Annotated in this window: 17 protein-coding genes; 5 read left to right on the forward strand and 12 right to left on the reverse strand. The window is 54.6% G+C overall.

Going from position 1 to position 20,504, the window contains the following annotated elements; all coding sequences use genetic code 11:
• Position 1 precedes the first annotated feature (1 nt).
• Positions 2 to 691, reverse strand: a complete 690-nt coding sequence (locus DKW72_RS11380; RefSeq protein WP_111642489.1) for a 4-carboxy-4-hydroxy-2-oxoadipate aldolase/oxaloacetate decarboxylase — start codon at positions 689 to 691, stop codon at positions 2 to 4.
• Positions 692 to 845: 154 nt separating this feature from the next.
• On the opposite strand from DKW72_RS11380, the gene DKW72_RS11385 reads away from it, so the two are divergent.
• Complete coding sequence (locus DKW72_RS11385) at positions 846 to 2,051, forward strand: LysR family transcriptional regulator (RefSeq protein ID WP_111642626.1); 1,206 nt, start codon at positions 846 to 848, stop codon at positions 2,049 to 2,051.
• A gap of 86 nt (positions 2,052 to 2,137) precedes the next feature.
• On the opposite strand, the gene DKW72_RS11390 is transcribed toward DKW72_RS11385, so the two are convergent.
• The 10 genes from DKW72_RS11390 to DKW72_RS11435 all read right to left on the reverse strand — a co-directional run bounded on the left by DKW72_RS11390 (position 2,138) and on the right by DKW72_RS11435 (position 15,673).
• Entirely contained in the window at positions 2,138 to 2,698 is a 561-nt protein-coding gene (locus DKW72_RS11390; RefSeq protein WP_111642490.1) for a gluconokinase, read from the reverse strand.
• A gap of 143 nt (positions 2,699 to 2,841) precedes the next feature.
• Positions 2,842 to 4,050, reverse strand: coding sequence for a D-mannonate dehydratase ManD (gene manD, locus DKW72_RS11395; RefSeq protein WP_111642491.1), 1,209 nt, complete (start codon positions 4,048 to 4,050; stop codon positions 2,842 to 2,844).
• Positions 4,051 to 4,377: 327 nt separating this feature from the next.
• Complete coding sequence (locus tag DKW72_RS11400; RefSeq protein ID WP_111642492.1) at positions 4,378 to 6,660, reverse strand: TonB-dependent receptor; 2,283 nt, start codon at positions 6,658 to 6,660, stop codon at positions 4,378 to 4,380.
• A gap of 278 nt (positions 6,661 to 6,938) precedes the next feature.
• Positions 6,939 to 9,647, reverse strand: a complete 2,709-nt coding sequence (locus DKW72_RS11405; RefSeq protein WP_198411325.1) for a glycoside hydrolase family 2 TIM barrel-domain containing protein — start codon at positions 9,645 to 9,647, stop codon at positions 6,939 to 6,941.
• A gap of 162 nt (positions 9,648 to 9,809) precedes the next feature.
• Positions 9,810 to 11,255: an MFS transporter gene (locus tag DKW72_RS11410; protein ID WP_198411326.1), complete on the reverse strand. Its 1,446-nt coding sequence runs from the start codon at positions 11,253 to 11,255 to the stop codon at positions 9,810 to 9,812.
• Between the two features lie 80 nt (positions 11,256 to 11,335).
• Entirely contained in the window at positions 11,336 to 12,319 is a 984-nt protein-coding gene (locus tag DKW72_RS11415) for a fumarylacetoacetate hydrolase family protein (protein ID WP_111642494.1), read from the reverse strand.
• 10 nt (positions 12,320 to 12,329) lie between these two features.
• A complete protein-coding gene (locus DKW72_RS11420) occupies positions 12,330 to 13,130 on the reverse strand; it encodes a cyclase family protein (protein ID WP_232522388.1) in 801 nt (266 codons plus the stop codon).
• Positions 13,131 to 13,171: 41 nt separating this feature from the next.
• Complete coding sequence (locus DKW72_RS16775) at positions 13,172 to 13,543, reverse strand: Rieske (2Fe-2S) protein (protein ID WP_408631108.1); 372 nt, start codon at positions 13,541 to 13,543, stop codon at positions 13,172 to 13,174.
• Complete coding sequence (locus DKW72_RS11430) at positions 13,543 to 14,475, reverse strand: VOC family protein (protein ID WP_111642495.1); 933 nt, start codon at positions 14,473 to 14,475, stop codon at positions 13,543 to 13,545. The genes DKW72_RS16775 and DKW72_RS11430 overlap by 1 nt, the downstream gene beginning before the upstream one ends.
• A 22-nt stretch (positions 14,476 to 14,497) precedes the next feature.
• Positions 14,498 to 15,673: an alpha/beta hydrolase family protein gene (locus DKW72_RS11435; protein WP_111642496.1), complete on the reverse strand. Its 1,176-nt coding sequence runs from the start codon at positions 15,671 to 15,673 to the stop codon at positions 14,498 to 14,500.
• Between the two features lie 212 nt (positions 15,674 to 15,885).
• On the opposite strand from DKW72_RS11435, the gene DKW72_RS11440 reads away from it, so the two are divergent.
• Positions 15,886 to 16,803, forward strand: a complete 918-nt coding sequence (locus DKW72_RS11440) for a LysR substrate-binding domain-containing protein (protein ID WP_111642497.1) — start codon at positions 15,886 to 15,888, stop codon at positions 16,801 to 16,803.
• On the opposite strand, the gene DKW72_RS11445 is transcribed toward DKW72_RS11440, so the two are convergent.
• On the reverse strand, positions 16,800 to 17,684 hold the full coding sequence (locus tag DKW72_RS11445; RefSeq protein ID WP_111642498.1) for a LysR family transcriptional regulator: 885 nt from the start codon (positions 17,682 to 17,684) through the stop codon (positions 16,800 to 16,802). The genes DKW72_RS11440 and DKW72_RS11445 overlap by 4 nt on opposite strands.
• A gap of 162 nt (positions 17,685 to 17,846) precedes the next feature.
• Here DKW72_RS11445 and DKW72_RS11450 point away from each other — a divergent pair, with 162 nt between their 5' ends.
• Genes DKW72_RS11450 through DKW72_RS11460 form a run of 3 tightly spaced genes read left to right on the forward strand, consistent with a single transcriptional unit; the run spans position 17,847 to position 20,476 of the window.
• Complete coding sequence (locus DKW72_RS11450) at positions 17,847 to 18,545, forward strand: CoA transferase subunit A (protein WP_111642499.1); 699 nt, start codon at positions 17,847 to 17,849, stop codon at positions 18,543 to 18,545.
• 50 nt (positions 18,546 to 18,595) lie between these two features.
• Positions 18,596 to 19,255 carry a CoA transferase subunit B gene (locus DKW72_RS11455; protein ID WP_111642500.1) on the forward strand — a complete coding sequence of 220 codons (660 nt, stop codon included), beginning with the start codon at positions 18,596 to 18,598 and terminating at the stop codon, positions 19,253 to 19,255.
• A 33-nt stretch (positions 19,256 to 19,288) separates the two neighbouring features.
• On the forward strand, positions 19,289 to 20,476 hold the full coding sequence (locus tag DKW72_RS11460; RefSeq protein WP_111642501.1) for an acetyl-CoA C-acetyltransferase: 1,188 nt from the start codon (positions 19,289 to 19,291) through the stop codon (positions 20,474 to 20,476).
• Positions 20,477 to 20,504 lie beyond the last annotated feature (28 nt).

Here is a 20,504-nt window from a genome sequence, read left to right on the forward strand (position 1 = left end):
ACTATGCATCCTTAAGCGATTCAATATAGCGGACGCCCTTCTCTTTCAGGCGTTCACGCATGTCGTACATATCCAGACCCAGCTCGCCCGCCTCGAAGCGCAGTCGTTTGCGCTCCTCCAACGCCTCGCGTGCCTGGGTTTTCTCAAGGACATTCTTCGCATCAGGCTGAGGCACTACGACCACACCGTCGTCATCAGCAACGATCAGATCTCCCGGATTGACCAGAGCGTCGGCACACACGATGGGCACATTGACGTTCCCCACCGTTTCCCTTACGCATCCTCGCGCATACACCGCCCTCGACCAAACCGGAAACTGCATTTCGGTCAGAGTGGCAATATCGCGGACGCCGCCATTGATAATTAGGCCGCGGACCCCGCGGGCCTTTAATGACGTCGCCAACAGGTCACCAAAAAAACCGTCTTCACAGGGGCTGGTCGGTGTCACTACCAAAACATCCCCCGGTTGGCACTGCTCTACAGCCACATGGATCGTCCAGTTGTCACCCGGAGCCACCTCACAGGTAACGGCTGGCCCGGCAATCTGTACGGGTCGATATATGGGTCTCATGTAAGAGGCCATCAGCCCCTTGCGACCTTGAGCTTCGTGCACGGTGGCGACGCCAAAGTCTTGAAACCCCGCCACAACCGCCTCTTCTACACGATCTATCCTGGTTACCACAACTGGCATGTTCAGCACCTCTACTGGGCCGGATCGGCATCCGGCATCTATCTTTAAGAAACAGCACCATCTTCGCACACAAGCCCATAGAAAATGATGTTCAAAGACTGTCCCTGGATATTGATTTTTGCTATATTGCTAATAATTAACAGGATTCAGAATGATGTCCGACATACCCAATCTTCGACACCTTCACGTGGTATCCGAAGTCGCCCGACTCGGAAGCGTCAGTCGAACGGCCGAAGCGATATACCTGTCACAATCGGCGACAACACAGGCGATACACAAGCTCGAACAAGATATCGGCGAGCCCTTGTTTTACCGTTCAGCCACTGGCATGTTTCCGACTGAGTTCGGACGCGTCTTTATCGAGCGCGTTAATCGGGCTCTAGAGCACCTGAAAGCGTTCGAAAAGGTTCAAGCGGCCCCGAATAGAAAAGTCGGCGCGCCCTTTTCCAGATCAATCACGACAACCCAGCTAAGAGCACTGGTTGCCGTGGTAAAAACGGGCGGGTTCAGTCTTGCTGCAGACCACTTGGGGCTGGCGCAACCGACGGTTCACCGGGCGGCGAAGGACCTTGAAAAAGTCGTCGGACACACACTGTTCATACGCAACATCAAGGGTGTCGACCTCACATACAAAGCCCGGCGGCTGGCACAGCTGGCAAGCCTTGCATTCGCGGAAATTCAACAAGGCTTTGAAGAGATCGACGAGCTCAATGGCCGCATCCAGGGCCAACTGTCCATCGGCTCCCTACCTCTTGCCCGGACGCACTTGCTTCCCGCGTCAGTTACCCGGCTGCTTGAGTTCTACCCATACGCAAAAGTGCGCATTGTCGAAGGCCCCTATCACGAACAGCTCAATGCCCTACTGCACGGCCAACTCGACTGTATTATCGGGGCTCTGCGATTTCCCGCCCCCACCAATGAAATCCGCCAAGAATGCTTATTCGAGGACCCGCTATCCATCGTAGTTCGGGCCGGGCACCCTGCACTCGCGGCCCCACAACCCAGCGCCGGCGAGCTCGCAAAGCTGCAATGGATCGCCCCTGTCCAGACGGCACCAGGTAGGCGGAATTTCGACGCTTTCTTTACCAGCCAAGAGCTTAGTCCGCCGGACCAGGTTATTGAATGCAGCTCTTTGATCGCAATCCGAAGCCTGCTTCTTGCGAGCGACCGGGCGGCTATCATTTCGGCCAGACAAGCCGAGCACGAAATCCGCGCCGGTACACTGGCCGTGCTAACCAGCGCTCTGAGCGGCACCAGCCGTCCCATTGGCCTGACCTATCGAAAAGACTGGAAACCGACTTCGTTACAGGAGACCTACTTGTCTCTGGTCCGGGATGTCACCCGCCAATACCAGGGATGATATAAACGCACACGCAGAGTCCCTATAATTCGCTCACGACGCCATCTCGCCAACGGTGATTTTTTCTTCACGAGCGGACCACACCTTTATAAGCCCTGGGCAGCAACAAGACGCTGTTCGACTAGTCGATCAGACTGATCCAGGAGATCATTGATTGAGGCATCAATAGCCAAAGAGCAGACATCGCCTTCGTTTTCGGGAGCCTCTAAAGCAGCCAGCTGACTGTCCAAGAGGCTGACCGGCATAAAGTGGTCGGTACGCGCCTGCAAACGTTGAGCCACGATTTCTCGATCGCCGGCAAGGTGCAAAAAGATCACGTCAAAGCCACAGTGACGTAGTGGCTCCCTGTGGGCTTTCTTTAAGCCAGAGAAGGCCAGCACAGTATGCGTGCAATCATTGGACAGCAGTCGCAGCCTCTGACAAATTGCCGAGATCCAAGGCTTGCGCATCTCATCTGTCAGCGGCTTCCCTGAGGCCATATGGTCTCGAGATTGGGCGCTGTGGAAATCGTCGGCATCCAGGTAGCACCAGTCGCGCTTTTTTGCCAGCGCATGACCTAAAGTGGACTTTCCACACCCTGAAACTCCCATAACCACTGCCAAAATGGGGCGATTTGACTTCCCCACTTTCTGTAGAACGCTCGTCATAAGCTAAGTGCCTTTAGGGGACCTATGATTGACTCATCAGGCGGCCATTCCAAACATGCTGGCTTCAAGATGAACGCCAGCCAATTTAATAGAGAGACCGCAAAGAGGGATCGGCATACACGCCCTCTTTGAGGCCCTTGCGGCTACCAGTTGTAAAGCGTTCCATCCTCAAGCCGATTTACCGGCAGGTAGGCGCGCTTATAGGGGTAACGAGCAGCCAACTTCTCATCGATATCCACACCGTGACCCGGCGCCGATCCGGCGTATAGGTAGCCGTCCTTGAACGAGTAGTCATGTGGGAATACCTCGTCCGTTTGCTCGGTGTGTCGCATGTACTCCTGGATGCCAAAATTGGGCACCCACGTATCGAAGTGCAACGCAGCCCCCATGCACACTGGGGACAGGTCCGTGGGACCATGGCAACCCGTTCGTACGTTGTATAGATCGGCCAAATTCGCAATACGACGGAAATGCGTAATCCCGCCGGCGTGCACTACAGTCGCACGAATGTAGTCAATCAATTGCTCGGAAAAAAGCTGCTGGCAGTCATGAATGGAGTTGAACACCTCTCCCACCGCCAAGGGCGTTGTGGTGTGCTGACGGATCCACCGGAAGTTTTCCTGATTCTCAGCAGGGACCACATCCTCGAGCCAGAACAAACGGTAAGGCTCCAAGTCCTTGCCCAGGCGCGCTGCCTGAATAGGCGTCAGACGGTGATGAGCATCGTGCAAAAGATGATGTTCAAAACCGAATTTTTCTCGGAGTTTTTCAAACAATTTGGGCGTATGATTCATGTACTTTTCGGTAGACCATACATTCTCTGCTGGAAGCCCCTCGTCCGCCGGCTCGTAGAACATCTTGTCCTCGGTAACCCCGTAGATGGACGGGATCCCGGGAACACCACTCTGAGCACGGATCGCCTTGTAACCCAAGTCAATATACTTGGCCACCTCATCAACGGTTTCTTCGATATCAACGCCATTTGCATGACCGTAGACCATAACGCCATCACGCGACCGACCACCGAGCAATTCATAAAGCGGCAAACCGGCGATCTTTCCTTTTATGTCCCAAAGGGCAATATCGATCCCGCCTATAGCCGCCATGGTAACTGGCCCGCGACGCCAGTAAGCACCGCGATACATATATTGCCATATATCCTCTATCTGTTGAGGGTCCCGACCTATGAGGCATGGAAACAGATGGTCCTCGAGATAAGAAACCACCGCCAACTCTCTTCCGTTGAGGGTCGCGTCACCTATTCCGTACACGCCCTCGTCCGTCTCTATTTTTACGGTGACAAAATTACGGCCAGGACAGGTCACAATAACTTTACAATTGATGATTTTCATCGTTACTCCAGATAATCACGTTCTTACAGATAAACCATTCATTTTCAATTCTGAAAGCTCACGCGGGCAGGCTCAGCGAACACCCCCACAATACAAAAACGCTTGTAAATTTAACAATGGATACTTGCCATTCAAGGTATCTATTCAATCGATACTTTGGCTTCAATATCTTTTTATTTCGTTAAAGCACAGACTAATCTATCGAAAGGCAGTATGGAAATTATCCCGCAATCGGAAACACTTCCATGAAAAAGGGCGAAATAACCGGCGACTTCACACCGGCTGTTTCGCCCTTCACGCAGTCGCTAAATAGCAACCACCGAACACTTAGAACAACATAAAGTCCACCTTAAGCCCGACATACCGCATTGACTCGCGGGGGCGCTGAACCGCAATTTGAAGCTGTCCGTCATCGCGACGATTCGATGTGTCGTCTACACGCGTGTAGTAGCGTTGATCAAATGCATTCTGAACAAACAACGACACCCGATAATTGCCGTCAGGATGAGTGATGCCCGCACTGAAATTTGCAAGACCAAAAGCATCCTGTTTATTCGACGGCGCACCAAAAAGGTCGTAATTGACATCATCCTGCCATTGGTAGTTGCCCTGAGCAAACCAATTGAATGAGGACGAGCCTAGATTTCTTTCCCAATAAGCGGCAAAGTTGAACTTGATATCCGGCGAGTTGTTCAGGTCTTTACCGGCAAGATCCTGAACCACGACGTCAGGTTCTCCGTCCTCGTCCCGAGTAAGTACGACATTACAGCCTTCCTCTTCTGTCTGCCCGAAGTAGCAGTCGGCAAAGGGAAACGACTTGATCGTCGCATCGGTCAATGAAACAACAAAGTCCAGACGTAAGTCGTCGGTTGCCTGCCAACTCAAATCGGCTTCGAGACCTTGCGTCTGAAGCTCACCGACATTGTTGAGGCTGAATTCCACATTGCCCTCTTCTTGCACAACGGCGCCCTGTGCCTGGTAGTCATTGAAGTTGGTTAGGAACGCCACTAGATCGTAACGGAATGAGCCGCCGGGAGAGCGCCCTTTCATCCCCACCTCATAGGACGTCGACGTTTCACTGCCGACCGGCTCTGCCGCATCTGCCGCGCTGAAACTTGAACTTACGTCATAGGCTTGGCCCTTATAACCGGTACTCACCGCGCCATAAACCATAGCGCCGTTTTCCAGGAAGTGGCGAAGCGCAATCTTGCCCGTAGACGCAGTCTCTGAATCACTGCCGACGAAATTATCAGCGGGATCAGACAAGTGGTTAGTAAAGTCGACTGAGATGTCCTCCCGGTTCAAACGCAAGCCCACATCAAGAAAGGTATCCTGAGCGAAATTCCAGGAGCCTTGCCCGAACAAAGCCATACTCTCCGTCGTCGCTATGGCGTCCCAATCCGCAAGCAAAAACCGGAAGCAACACCGGTCATAGGTCCGATCATGCTCAACATCCTGGTACCAAGCGCCCACCATGTACTCGAATTGACCGGGCGTATTTGTCGCAAGCCGAACTTCCTGGGAGAAAGCCGTGCTTTCGCGGCTACTCCGCGCCTCGATATTGGGCGTGCCCGGAGGAGCCCCTGTGGGGTTGAGGAAAGGGTTTTGTTCGATAGGCTCCGAGCTATTATCGGTATCTTGGAGATCATTCTGCGTAAATCTCTGATAGCTGGAAATTGACGTCAGGGTATGATTCCCCAGATTATAGTCGAGCTTAATAACACCAAGATCGTTTTGAGTCTCGTATCGGTTCTGAGTGTCCAGCTGGACGTCGAGATTGTCTGGACCCGCGGTAATCATCTCCCTGCCCGGCTCACCCGCTGGCAAAGCGATAAACGGCGACGCACCGCTCGCATCGCGGTAGGCCGTGTCGAGAATAAGGTTGACATCCAAATCATACGTTGGCGTCCAAGCCAATTTTCCGCGTACCCCGTGGCTTTTTTCTCCACCCAGGTCGGTATCATTGTAGAGATTGGTCATGTACCCTTCGCGGTCAATAGCGTAGGCGTTCAAGCGAAAACCCAGTGTGTCCGATATCGGCCCTGAGAATGAAGCATTTCCCTTGATTTCACCATCGTCAGTCGCCCGAAACCCTAACCGGCCGGTAAGTTCATCGGTAGGGGCTTTGGTGGTAATATTCACAACACCCGCCGACGCATTTTTGCCGAACAGCGTACCTTGCGGCCCCTTAAGGACTTCAATTCGCTCGATATCTTCCAGATTGCCAAAGGCCTGGGCGGTCACCAGTAGCGGAACGCCATCGACAACCACCGAAACACTTGGCTCAGCGGCAATGCTGTACGCTGATGTACCGACACCGCGCATACGAATAGTATTCTCTGATGGCTCAGCGCCCGTTTCAATCGTTAGCGCGGGCGAAACTCGAGCAACGTCCTCAAACGTTTTTACGTCCATGTTCTCAAGGGCGCCTGCATTTAAAACTGACATGGCAACAGGCACTTCCTGTGAACTTTGCTCGCGCTTCTGAGCCGTAACAAGCACCTCCTCCAGCACCGGTGTCTGGGCCAAAGCTGGGAAATGCGCTGCGCCGACTATTGCGCCGATCGCTGCGGGAAGCGCGCACTTGCGCAGGTTGAATTGGTTACTCATAAGGACTCTCCTCGTTTTAGGCTGTTATTGTTAGCTTCAGCTCGGTGCTCTAAGGCCCTGCAGTTGCCGGAAATCATAAGCATCTCCACCTTAATTCTTATATGATTTAACTAAGCGGGGCCGCCCGGCCATGTGGGCAGGCGGCCTGACCAATTTTAAGTTACACCCGTTCTCGGCCTTTTAACAATTGATTTTCCATGTTCCTGGCATTGCGTAAATTGATACCAAGGATGCATTTTGATAAAACGAACCGTCGTTCAATGTTTTTGCATGGCCAACTATTCGCTGCCTTCTGCCACCCGCTCAATGACAATTGCCGATACCAGGGCCTCCCCCGACACAGGCTTGAATGCCAGCTCTATCGCGCCATGAGTAGCCGTAACGGTAAATTGTCGGGTGATAGCGGTAAGCTTCTTGCCTGCGGCTTCAGCAACATCAAAGTTCTCAAGCAATAGGTCTTCATTTGCCAGCACATTGAAGAGCCGACTACCCGGCGCTTGGTCGGGCTCCATGAACGTCAGGGATACGCGATATTTCCCATTTTCCAGCGGCACACGGTAGACAAAATCGCCTTCCCGGTAGGCTGCCGCCAGCTCACGGTCCTCCGTGTTGGCGATGGCCGTTTCCACGGGCGGTCTGCCCCAACCACCGGGCTGGTCAACAGTCTTGGCCGTGCCGCCGCTGAAAAAGTTGTCGGATCCGAAGCGCCCAAGACTTGATTCGGCGACCAGCACCGCCCCTGCACCAATGCGATAGGCATGCTCCAGGCGCTCATCAAGGTGCCACTCCACTGAATCAGTGGTAGTTTTCTCGCCGTAAGTCCCTCGCGCCTCTACCGCATTGACACCTGCGGAAAGGCGAATATTGTTCCATTCACATACTTTGTTAGGACAAGAAGACAGTACGCCGTACGAACGCCCGTTTACCTTCAACTCTGTTTTGGTGGCGTTACTGTACACACGCACATTTGTTATAGGGTACGCCCTGTCGACGTAGCGGCGGTTGGTTATGTAAACCGTCTCGGATTCAGACCAATGAGCCTTATAAAAATAGAATGCGTCTTTCTTTACAGCCCGATCATAAGTCACGAGACCTTTGGTATTGATATCAATAGCGTCGCCCTCTCGGCGTACGCTCGTGGCAAAGTCAAAGCCGTTCCATACCCAGCTTCCCCACAGGTAAGGCTTCTGGGAGATAATGGCCCAACTCTCTTCGTGATAGTTGGACATGAAATCTTCGGGCTGCGTCTCACCTCGCTCATCTATCGGCCCCCCGAGTGGGTTGTCGGTGTACTGGGAAATGGCTCCGCCGGCGCCATACTCTGAGACAGACAAGGGTTGGTTTGGACTGATCTGACGCAACTTGTCCAAATGCGGTCCCAAGTCCTCCACTTGACCGTAATACCAGCCGAAGTACAGGTTGGCACCGGCCAGATCAACGAACGGAGAAGTCACTGGAACATTCTGCTCCTCCATTCCCTCTCGTCTCTCGCAGCAATGGGCCAGTACCGACGCACGGCTGGGGTCTTCGGCGGCGACTATCGCTGAGAGCTCTGCTAACAGGGGTTTCAAGTCGTTCACATCACTAACGGTATTGCCCAGAAATAGCGGCAGCAACGCGCCAAAGTCCACTTCATTGGCAGTGCCCCATGCCGCTACCGACGGATGATTGAAGTTCTGCCGAATCATTTCCCGGAGCTGCTGCTTGGCATTTTCATCAAGCGCACGATTCGTCTCTTCGTCATCAGGGTCGTATCCCCAAGAGGTCACCAGGGGGATTTCATCCCAGAGAATTAGGCCGTACCGGTTGGCCAGTTCATGCACCGGCTGTCCGTGGGGGTAATGCGCCAAACGAACCGTGTTGGCTCCCATTTCCCGAATAATGTCGACATCCTTGGCAATATCCTCTTCGCTGACAGCCCACCCTTTGCCTTCGTGATCCTGGTGGTAAGACACGCCGCGAAGACGATAAGGCTTACCGTTAAGTATGAAACCTCTATCCGCATCAAAAGCCACTTCGCGAATACCAAAAGACTGATCAAGTCGATCACGCACCTCGCCTGAACCCGTGCGCAACTCAGCTCTCAGCGTATAAAGATAGGGATTCTCCACACCATGCCACAAAATGGGTTTATCCACCTTGAGCACTTGGTTTGACTCACGGTCATCTCCAGGCTCTAAAGTAATATCCTCCTCGTTAGTCGCAACGACCGTCCCCTGGTCATCGACTAGCTGACTGATAACAGAGACAGTTTCACGCGCTTGGCTAGTGTTTCTCAGGCGCGCGCGAACCCGGATTTCGGCTTGGTCATCGTCAATCCGTGTCGTGCTGGCATAAACCCCCGGGCCACCAAAATCAAGCATATCAAAATGTACTGAATCGGTGAGCACCAGCCGGACTGGCCGATAAATTCCTCCGTGAACAAAGAAATCGCCGGCGATGGGATGAACATCAGCCGTAGAGGAGTCAACAGTAGGTCTTGTGTTATCCGTTTTGACCACCAGGAGGTTGTCCTCTCCAGGCTTTAGGGTCTCGGTGATATCAAAGCGAAAACGGGTGAAACCTCCACGATGCTCGCCCAGTCGCGCTCCATTCAACCAGACTTCGGCGGTGCGGCTGGCAGCATCAAACTCCAACCAAGCTCGCTTACCGCGCAGGTCAGCCGGTCCAGTGAACTCTAGACGGTACCATCCTTCACCCTGGTCATTGTTGATGTTGTCGGGCTGATGTATAAGCTCGTATAAGTCGTGCGTGTAATAACCCACGCGATTCCAGCTGTGAGGCACCTCCACGGACTCCCACGAACTGTCATCAAAGTCGGATGTGACCGCCTGGTTACCCGCCTCTCCAAATGAGAATCGCCAACCGGCCTTTAAATCCGTTGTTTCGCGGGCTGAGCTTTCAGTCGCACAGGCAGAGAGCCCAAACAACAGTGATGCGCACAAGACAACTGACACTTTGAAGATAGCGATAGAGTGATTCTTCACGTGAACTCCGGTCATATGGGTAGGTGGTAAGGCCATCTTAAAACGATGTAGACCAAGTTTCAATCAAATATTAGACTAGTATGGACAAGCCCTTCTATCGGGTCCAGTGCGTCCCTGCACCCAAACCGATAGATTTAGTGTACCAACGTGATCCTTCATTGATTACGCCCGCGTCGCGACAATCCTCGCGCTGACTACCGCCGCCAGAGCTCCGATGGCCGCAAGCCCGGCGTAAAGGACCAGAACTGACCCAAGTCCTCCAACACCATACATCAGCGCAGTCGCTATCAAGGGCGCAGCAAACTGTGCGAGGAAAAAGGTGCCGGTCCATAGACCCGTTCCTCGTCCCCGAACCTCTGCGGGCAATACGCGCAATGTCCATGTCAGCAGGTTGGGGAGCAGCATGCCACCCCCAACACACGCTACAACGGCGAACACCGCTGCCACAGGGAATGAGGTAGCCAGCCCAGTCCCCACAAAACCAATCGCACACAGGGAAAGCCCGCCTGCCAGCAACGCCTGCGCCGAAAAGGCATCAAACTTGCGGAAAATTTGCGTTCCCAATGCCACCCCAACGTTAGCCACCGCGCCTACGGCGCCTATCTTGGCGGGCGAGATGACACCCGTGAGACCGAGGATCGGACCCAGGTTGACGATCATAGTGTAGAAAAGCAGGCCAGCCCCGAATGTGATCGCTACGATGGGCATAACGCTTCTGTAAGGGAGCCGGACAGTCTGGTTGGATGATGGCTCTGCCGTGACATGGGGCTCGAACAAAATAAAACCCGCCGCAACTGCAATGGGCAATGCCAATGCGTAGAGGACAAAAGGACCTCGCGCACCAAACGCTTCCCCTAGCATACCGCCCACGGCGATCAGAACGATCGCACTCAGGGCGACAACAGCAACCTGGGCAGCCACCCAACGCTCCCGTTGGCGGCCCTGAAAATAGTCACCAATCATTGTTGTCGCCACGGTCATAATCGCCGCCTCGGTCACACCCAACGCGACACGCGCAACGATCAACGAATAGAGACCGGTGAGCATCAACGGAACAAGTCCAACCAATGCGTAAAGCACCAGAGCCGTCACCAAGAGTTTTTTGCGACCGGTGCGATCGGACAGCCAGCCGGCCAAGGGCGAGAAAAGGGCAACACACAACGCCGGTATCGTCAGCGCCACAGGAACCAAGAAGCTGGAGCCTGGTACGCTCGCAAACTCTCTTAGCAACAACGGAAGCACTGGCACCAGCGATATGATGGCCATTGTCGGCATAACCGATGCAATCAAAAGAATAATGCCGTGCCGGGTCTTGGCTTTTGAGGACTTGTCATCTTTCCACTTCACCGCGAGCAAACCAGACTTTTCCATCCTCTTCAAATGCTCGGCAACAACATCTTTGAGGTCACCCAGTTTGTCATCCAGGGCGGTCACCCGCACCCGGAGTCTATCCGCCTCCGGAAAGAGCTCGCATTCGCCTGCGGGAAGACGTATCAATGTACTTTGCTCACCCTGCTCAACATCAAATTTATGTGACCAATGCTGACAAAGACGTCGAACCAGCTGTTCGGCTGTGTCGATGTTTATGATTGTTTCTGAAGTGGGCATGACGCTCCTCCGTTATTGTGTTTTTGTTTGGTACCAAGTAAAACGAGAAAGACCATTTGAACGGGTCTCACTTTTTATCTTTATCGTTCTGGCGCGAGAATACGCTGATCGATCACACCAAAGGGGGCCCGTCCATCGGATGAAACCGCTTCCATCCGCACCTGCTCGCCAAACGCCATAAATGCGGTTTTGGCCTCACCTTGGTCAATTATTTCGATAACTCGTCGCTCGGATATACAGGCGGAACCCGCATTTCGATCGACATTGGAAACGGTGCCGGATCCAACTATGGTACCCGGCGACAGACGTCGGGTACGTGCGGCATGGGCAATGAGCTGACCAAAACTAAAATTCATCTCACCGCCGTGGGGCTCCCCGAAACGCTTACCGTTACGTGTCACCTTCAAGTTCAGCTGAACACGGCCATTGCACCAGTCGGCGCCGAGCTCATCTGGGGTAACCGCCACCGGTGCGAAACTGGTGGACGGTTTGGCCTGTACAAAGCCAAAGCCGGATTTCATTTCCCGTGGCCCCAGCGCACGCAGACTCCAGTCATTGAGCTGTACGAGCAAACGTATACGACCGTGCGCCTCGTCGGCATCCGCGCCCATAGGCACCTCGTCAACGATTGCACCAAACTCGCCCTCGAAATCTATTCCGTCTGCTTCTGATGGCAATGTGATATCGGCCCTTGGCCCCCGAAAATCGTCACTGGCGCCCTGGTACATCACCGGCACGGTGTCAAATTCGGGAATCGGTGGGGTGTTGAAAGCTCGCTCCATCAAATGCCCGTGGTTGAGATAGGCCGACCCGTCGAGCCACTGCGGGCTGCGCGGCAAGGGCGCCAGGCAACGCTCGGGGTCGAACGCGAAGGTGTCGGCAGCCTCTCCGGCATTGACCTGCTCGTAGAGCGAGCGCAGCGCCGATTCAACTTCCTCCCAATGTTGGACGGCGTCTATCAGACTGGGCGCAATGGCAGAGGCATACACCGCGCACGTCAAATCCGCGGAGACCACTAAAAGTTCCCCGTCCAGCGTGTCGTTCGGATAAGTCGCAAGCTTCATACTATTATTGTCACTCCTCGAAGATAGCCACAGCTCTGGTCCAACCTGCGGAGGCCGCACGAATCTTGTGCGGGAAGCAACTGATGATAAAACCGGTGGCGGGCAATGCCTCCAGGTTGTGTAGTTTCTCCAGGTGGCAATAACCGATATCACGTCCGGCCTTGTGACCTTCCCAGATCAGGGACTTATCACCGGTTTCAGCAATTTTTTCAGCGGTATAGGAGAAAGGGGCATCCCAGCTCCACGCATCGGTGCCCGTCAATCTCACCCCCCGCTCCAGCAGATACATGGTGGCCTCGTAGCCCATGCCACAACCGGCATTGACGTAGTCACTCTCGCCGTAGCGCGACCCGGCCCGGGTATTCACAACAACGATATTCAGAGGCTCAAGCTCATAGCCGATACGGACCAACTCCCGCTCAACGTCCGCTGCGGTAACGACGTAACCATCAGGGAAGTGCCGAAAATCCAGTTTGACCCCGGGCTGAAAGCACCACTCCAGCGGCACCTCATCAATGGTGGTCGATTTCTTCTTTTCCCCCAACTTGGCATCCATGGTTGAGTGAAAATGATAGGGCGCATCGAGGTGCGTGCCGTTGTGAGTAGTCAGCGTAACCCACTCGGCCGCAGCGGCCTCCCCATCCGGAAAGTCGTCCTGCGTAGTGCCAGGCAACATGCTCATAAACTCGCGCACGGTATCTTCGTGTCGCTGGTAGGTAATTTTGGGGGCCAATGGCGGCGGGTCGGACAGCACGTCATTTTCGAGATAGATGGATAGGTCGACGAATCGACGCTTCACTTTCATTTTCATGCGCATCTCTCCACGCCACAAGCATTTATCCCGAGGTAGCGCTAGTCAGCCCTGCCCGGTGTTATCGTAAGCTCTTCAAGCCGAGCCAGAATCCGACCGTCTTCAGAGAAAGTCAGAGGTACGGGGGTCAGCGACTGCCCCTTACAGGGTCCAATAAAACAGGCTCCCGAAACAATATTAAAGCGCGCACCATGGGCCGCACAAACAATTTCCTGACCCGCCGCATCAAGGTAGGCATCCTTACGCCAAGGCAGAGGCATGCCCTCCAAATGGGGGCAGCTATCAAAGTACCCGTAGACCGAGTCTCCCTTGCGAACGACAAACACGGAATCTCTTCCCTCTTGCCAAGGATCAAAGCCGCGTGCTTCCCGGTCAGACAAATCGTCCAAATAGCACAGAAACATAAGCCCCATTAGGCCTTATTGGGCGGAGGCGGCCCCGTGGGCGCCCACTTTTCCCGGTGCTGAAACAAAAATACTTGGGAGGTGTCTGCACCGATTTCCGCTTCCCGCGCCTTCCAGCTTTCATCGTGCAGGTCCATGTCCGCGTCATACTCCATATTGCAACCCAATGGGCTTTTGAAATACCAAAACCAGTTGGAGCCGAATATGTGACGTCCCGGGCCCCAAAAGCTCTGGTACCCTTTATTCACCATGCGCGTACCCGCCTGCATGACTTCGGTAGGACCACCCATATGAAAGGTAAAATGCTCGCAGCCTTTCATATGCGGAGGAGTCTGGATCATGAACAGCGTGTGGTGATCCTCCGTACCCGCCGGGCGCATAAAAGGCCCCACGCCGGTAAAGCGGTCGGTAGTCACAAAACCCAACCGATCAGCGTAAAAGGCTTCAGCTTTAGCATGGTCTGGAACAAAATAAACCACATGCGACAACGTTCTCGGCCGGGGATCCGCGTCAGGCTCAGCGCCGATTACGTTCACGTCGCGCTGCTTCGGAGCGCCGGGAGCATTGACCGCTTCTGCAGCCATAGACAAGGACTTGCGTACACTCACCTGAAAGCCCAAGGTAAACCCCATATCGTCAACGGACTCCAGAGAACCGTCCGACAGGCGCTTGACCTCCCGGTCCTTGCTGAGCTCCGCCTCAATATCGTCCAGCACTTTCTGATCAGCCACACCATAAACCGTTTTGCGTAACTGAGTGGCGGTTTCGAGCGGTGGAGGTAGGGACGCATCGTCCTTTGAGCGTATCACCACAGACGTCCCATCCAGCGCTTCGAAACGGCCCTCACCGACTGACTCCAGGCCGTAATCTGTCAAGTATTGGGTACAGGCTTCGATGTCATCTACACCGAAGACTAAACTGTCAGGTCCTATAATATTCATTGCGCCAATCTCCTCTTATTAATTAGCTTTCTTCGACGTCGGTCGCGGTACGGCCGCCCAGCGTCTCGGCCACCCAGTCGGCAATGTAGTGGCCAGCATTAATACTGTTGTCAAAGCTCGAGTGCTGCACACCACCCTCGCGCTCGGTGAAAATCTTCAGCTCGCGCTTGGGGCTATTGACCAGTTGTTCGTAGGTCCGATGGGCCCACTTGAGGGGAATCTGGGAATCTTTCTCCCCGTGGGTAACCAGGAAGGGCACCTTGATGCGGTCGAGCACGCCATCCAGATGAACGTTTTCAGCGATCTGCATGAAGTCATCAACATCCTTGGCACCCCAAACCCAGCAAACGTGGGCCCAGTAATGTGGTACAGGAAAGTCTCCCTCCTTATCCAAGCGACGCTTCTGAACATCCCGCCAGTCGTGATTCGCACCCCAACAGACGCCGCAAGCGAAGCGCGGCTCAAAGGCCACGGCGCGCGGACAGAAATAGCCACCAAGAGAGACACCTTCCATACCGATACGCGCGGGGTCCACATCGTCCCGAGTCTCCAGCCAGTCGACGACCGCGCTGGCCCAATGCTCACTGTCATAACGCGCATGCAGGCCTTGGAGCCGCAACGCTTCGCCGGTGCCTGGCTGATCAATAATCAGTGATGAAACGCCCCGCTTTGCCAACCAGGACGGCAGACCGACGCGATACTTCATCTCTTTGGTCGAGTCCAGGCCGTTGACTTGCACCAGCAGCGGCGCGGGCCCTGTTACCCCTTCAGCGCGCACCAGAAGTCCGGCAATGTGTTTGCCTTCATAGGGAATTTCAACCCTCTCGCAGTTCTCGCCCGTCAACCGGACTCCGTTGTTGAACAACGCCAGTTCGCGCTTGTACAACTCCAGCCGCCCGGGCGAGTCGTGAGCCTGTAAGCGCTCACAGGTGATCAGGTAAATGGCCGCCCGGCCGTATTTTTCCCCCGCTGACTGAAGCCTGCCGCGCTCCTCATCCTCTTCGGCCAGCCCACACAACTTGTCAGCCATGCTGGCCCAGGCATCTCGGAAAGCTTGGGTTCCGGCGGCGTCGGGCTGCGTTGAGGCCTCTTGCAGTGGGGCACACATGGCTTCGATTTCACCGATGCGCGCGCCCATCTCGATCGCCAGGTCAACGGACATGCTCCAGACATAATTTTTCGGGAAATACTTGAACACAATTCCTCCTTACAGGAACTCTTGGGTGCTGTTATCCGACTCTGAGTCGACTATACCCATAGCCGACAACTCTGAATAATGGATACTTTCTATTTCAGGTATCTGGAAACTCGATACCTTGCGCCAATCTGGATCAAGCGTTGACATTGCAGTAGGCATGATGGAAAGTATCGTAATAATCGATACTTCAGCTAACCAAGGTGGAACATGGTGTGCGGTTCGAACATCTGGATCTAAACTTGCTGGTGGCGCTTGATGCCCTACTCAAGGAGCAGAACATCACTCGCGCGGCAGAACGATTGCATCTGACGCAGTCAGCCACCAGTGGCGTCCTTGCTCGGCTGCGAGCATACTTCGAAGATGATCTTCTGGTGCAGGTGGGACGCAAAATGCAGCCCACGCCCTATGCGCTGGAGCTGCAGCAACCGGTCAGCGACGTACTGCTCACCATCCGCTCCTCCATTATTACCAAACGGACATTCGATCCTGCTGGCAGCAAACGCCACTTTCGAATCGTCACCTCTGACTACTTGGTCACGGTGCTGCTTACCCGGCTGCTGCGGAGAGTTCAGCGCGAAGCTCCCCTGTGCACGTGGCAAATCATGCCGCCTTCGGAATCGGCTGCAGACATGCTCACTCGCGGTGAAATCGACATGATGATTGTTCCCGAGCAGTACCTTATAGAAGGCCGACCTGCCGAGCTGTTGTTCGAAGAGGAGCACGTTTGCGTCGTTTGGAACCAGAACGACCAGGTGGGTGACCAGCTAACCCTAGAACAATATCTAGAATTGGGGCATGTCTCTGTGGAGTTCGGCCATACACGCCTGACCAGCATTGAAGAGTGGTTTATGGCTCAGTACGGTGTAGCCCGGCGGCTGGAAGTCATTACCCAAGATTTCAACTCGCTACCGCAACTGGTGGTCGGCACCAACCGCATTGCGACCATGCACAGCCGATTGGCCCGTATCTGCGCTCAGCAATGGCCGATTCGCATTCTGCCGGCGCCAGTCAAACTCCCCACGATGCGCGAGTTCATGCACTGGAATCCGATAACCAACAACGACCCCATGCACCGATGGTTGCGAGAAAAAATCGTAGAAACCGTCGCCGAGGAAGACTTCTCGGGCTAATCTTTTCTCAAACCAGCCAGAGCGTCAAAAAACGACTGGGCCGCCACGGACAGTTCGTGGTCACGGCGGGTTATAATGCCAACCGGTTTCTGAATAGCGGGATCACTCAACGGTTTACAGACCGCCCCCAAAGCCGTCATCTGAGGCTGGCACAGATTGGGAACGACACTGACTCCCAACCCGGCGGCCACCAGGCTACCGATGGTGGCAAGCTGATGACTCTCCAAGGTTACTTTCCAGCGCAACCCCCTTTCAGCCAATTGCTGTTCCAGCATCAAACGGACACTGGATGGACGCTGCAAGGTGATGAATGGCTCCTTGATCAACTCGCTCCAGGCTACACTCTCCTGGTGCGAAAGCGTGCTGTCTCGCGGCACGACGGCGACGAACTGGTCAACAAAGAGCGTGGCAAAGGTCAGCGGACTGGAGGACGGTAGCTCAAACCCCACGCCGATCTCAACTTGCCGGGCGGACACCATCTCTATTACCTGCTCATTGACCACGTCTTGAATCTTGACGTTGATCCTGGGGTAGCGTTGAACAAAGTTGCGGATCACTTCCGGCATCATATTCCCGGCAAATGAGGGCATGCAAGCCACAGTAACCTGCCCCTGTTGCAGAGAAAACCGTTGCTGCATCTCGCCCTCTATATTGTCCCACTCGGCCAACAGGCGCCTTGCCAGAGGGAGTAGAGCCAGCCCTTCCGGGGTCAGGCGCACGCTTCGCGTGGTTCTACTGAACAGCGCCCCCCCAAGCGAGTCCTCCAGCGCCTTGATCGAGAGACTGAGTGCCGACTGCGACATGTGCAACTGCTCACAGGCTTGCGCAAAGCTGAAATTTTCCGCGACCGCCAGAAAGGCCCTTAGCTGCTTGGCTGTCATTTTTGAATCCTCACGGGCGTATTGTTTTGTTTTTCCAATCAATAGGACTATAAAACTCACTTAACAAATAAGTACTGTAGAGAGACACTGCTGTCAAGCCGCTTTTCACTTCGGGTGACGACAAGCGGCAACCTTTTGAACAACCAGTGGACACAGACTCTTATGGCAGGCTTTGACAAGCGAGTAGGTTCTTACCGCGAGGCGATGGAAGGGATTGAAGACGGCATGACCCTTCTGGCGGGAGGGTTTGGCCTATGCGGCATTCCGGAGAACCTTATTGCGGAGATTAAACGACGCGGCACACGAGATCTGACGGTCGTCTCCAACAACTGTGGGATAGACGGTTTCGGCCTTGGTGTCCTCCTAGAGGACCGCCAAATTCGCAAGATGGTGGCCTCCTACGTCGGTGAGAACGCCTTATTTGAACAACAGCTACTCAACGGTGAGCTGGAAGTCGTGCTGACCCCTCAGGGCAGCCTGGCGGAAAAACTGCGCGCCGGCGGGGCCGGCATTCCTGCCTTTTTCACTGCATCTGGCTATGGCACCCCTATCGCCGAAGGGAAGGATGTCCGGTATTTCAACGACCGCCCCTATATTCTGGAAGAAGCCATCCAAGGCGATGTCGCCATCGTCAAAGGCTGGAAAGCGGACTGGTACGGCAATGTGATTTACCGCCACACCGCCCGGAACTTTAACCCCATGGTCGCCTCCGCAGGAAAATTGACCATTGTGGAAGTCGAGGAAATTGTGAAGCCAGGTGAGTTAGACCCCGCTCAAATTCACACCCCGGGAGTCTATGTGGATCGGGTGATCCGCGGTGAATTTGAGAAGCGCATTGAAAAGCGAACCCTGCGTGACTGAGGCAGCTCAATACATAACTCGATAGACGATCTGGCACAGAGGTAGTAACCATGGCTTTAACTCGAGAACAAATGGCATGTCGCGTGGCTCAGGAGCTACATGATGGCTTTTACGTCAATTTGGGTATTGGCATTCCAACATTGGTAGCCAATTATATTCCCGACCATATGGATGTGATGCTGCAATCAGAAAATGGGCTATTGGGTATGGGTCCCTTCCCCACCGAGGCCGAGCTGGACCCCGACATGATCAATGCCGGCAAGCAGACTGTCACCGCAAGGGTCGGTGCGTCCATCGTGGACTCCGCTGAATCATTCGCCATGATTCGTGGCGGCCACATTGATTTGACCGTATTGGGTGCGCTTGAAGTGGACGTCCACGGCAATATCGCGTCGTGGATGATTCCCGGGAAAATGGTAAAAGGCATGGGGGGCGCAATGGACTTGGTGGCCGGGGCGGACAACATCATTGTCATGATGACCCACGCGTCCAAATCCGGAGAGTCAAAGCTCCTCTCCCAATGCAAACTGCCGTTGACCGGCGCGAATTGTATTAATCGTATTCTAACGGATTTGGCTTACCTGGAGGTCAAGGACGGCAGCTTCGTTCTCAAAGAGCGGGCACCGGGCGTCAGCGTTGCAGAAATCGTGGAGAAAACGGCGGGGCACCTGATCGTGCCTGATACTGTTCCGGAAATGAAACTTCAATGAGCCGCTAACCGCCTCACAGTAAGAGAGAGAATCATGAGAGACGTCGTTATTGTCGCAGCCAGTCGAACCGCCATTGGCAGATTTCAAGGCGGCCTGTCCTCCGTTCGGGCCCCAGAGCTCGGAGCCACGGTGATTCGGCGTTTACTGCAAGACCTGAATCTGGCGCATGCCGCTGTCGACGAAGTCATTATGGGTCAGGTACTTACCGCTGGCGAAGGGCAGAATGTCGCCCGGCAAGCCGCCATTCTCGCAGGGCTCCCCAACACGATACCCGCCACAACCATCAACAAGGTTTGCGGATCCGGGATGAAGTCCGTGCATTTGGGCATTCAGGCTATCCAATGTGGTGATGCGGATGTCGTGATCGCCGGCGGGCAGGAGAACATGAGCCTTGCCCCTTATGTGTTGCCTAAAGCCCGTTCCGGCTTGAAGATGGGCCACTCCCAACTCGTTGACTCTATGATTCAGGACGGTCTTTGGGACGCGTTCAATGACTATCACATGGGGCTGACGGCAGAGAACCTGGCCGACAAGTTCGATATTTCACGGGCAGAGCAGGACGACTATGCCGCCCGGTCCCACCAGAAAGCCTGTGAGGCTATCGCCGCAGGGCGTTTTGACGAAGAGATAACCTCCGTTCAAGTGCCACAGCGCAAGGGCGACACCACTCAAATGGACAAAGATGAGCAACCCCGGGCGGACGCATCGTGGGAGAAACTCGGTCAACTTAATACCGCTTTCAAACGAGACGGCACAGTCACCGCTGGCAATGCCTCAGGCCTGAATGACGGCGCTGCGGCGGTCGTACTGATGAGCGCTGACAAGGCCAAGGCTTTATCGCTGCCCGTTATGGGTAGAATCGCCGGTTACGCCAGCGCGGGCGTGGACCCGGCCATCATGGGCATTGGGCCGGTTTCAGCCACCAGGCGCTGCCTGGAAAAGTCCGGCTGGACGATAGCCGATCTTGACCTGATAGAGGCCAACGAGGCCTTCGCTGTCCAGGCTCTGGCGGTGGGCAAGCAACTGGGGTGGGACCCTGACAAGGTCAACGTGAACGGCGGCGCGATTGCCCTCGGACACCCCATCGGCGCATCCGGTTGTCGCGTACTGGTCAGCTTGGTCCACGAAATGCAGCGCCGAAACGCATTGAAAGGCTTGGCGACCCTTTGCATCGGCGGCGGCCAAGGCATTGCTCTGGCAATAGAATCGGCTAACCTGTAACCGAGGCGGGCGAAATTTTACAATAATG

Origin of the sequence: Marinimicrobium alkaliphilum, assembly GCF_003259155.1 — a bacterium.
In the GTDB taxonomy this organism is placed as follows: Bacteria; Pseudomonadota; Gammaproteobacteria; order Pseudomonadales; family Cellvibrionaceae; genus Marinimicrobium_A; species Marinimicrobium_A alkaliphilum.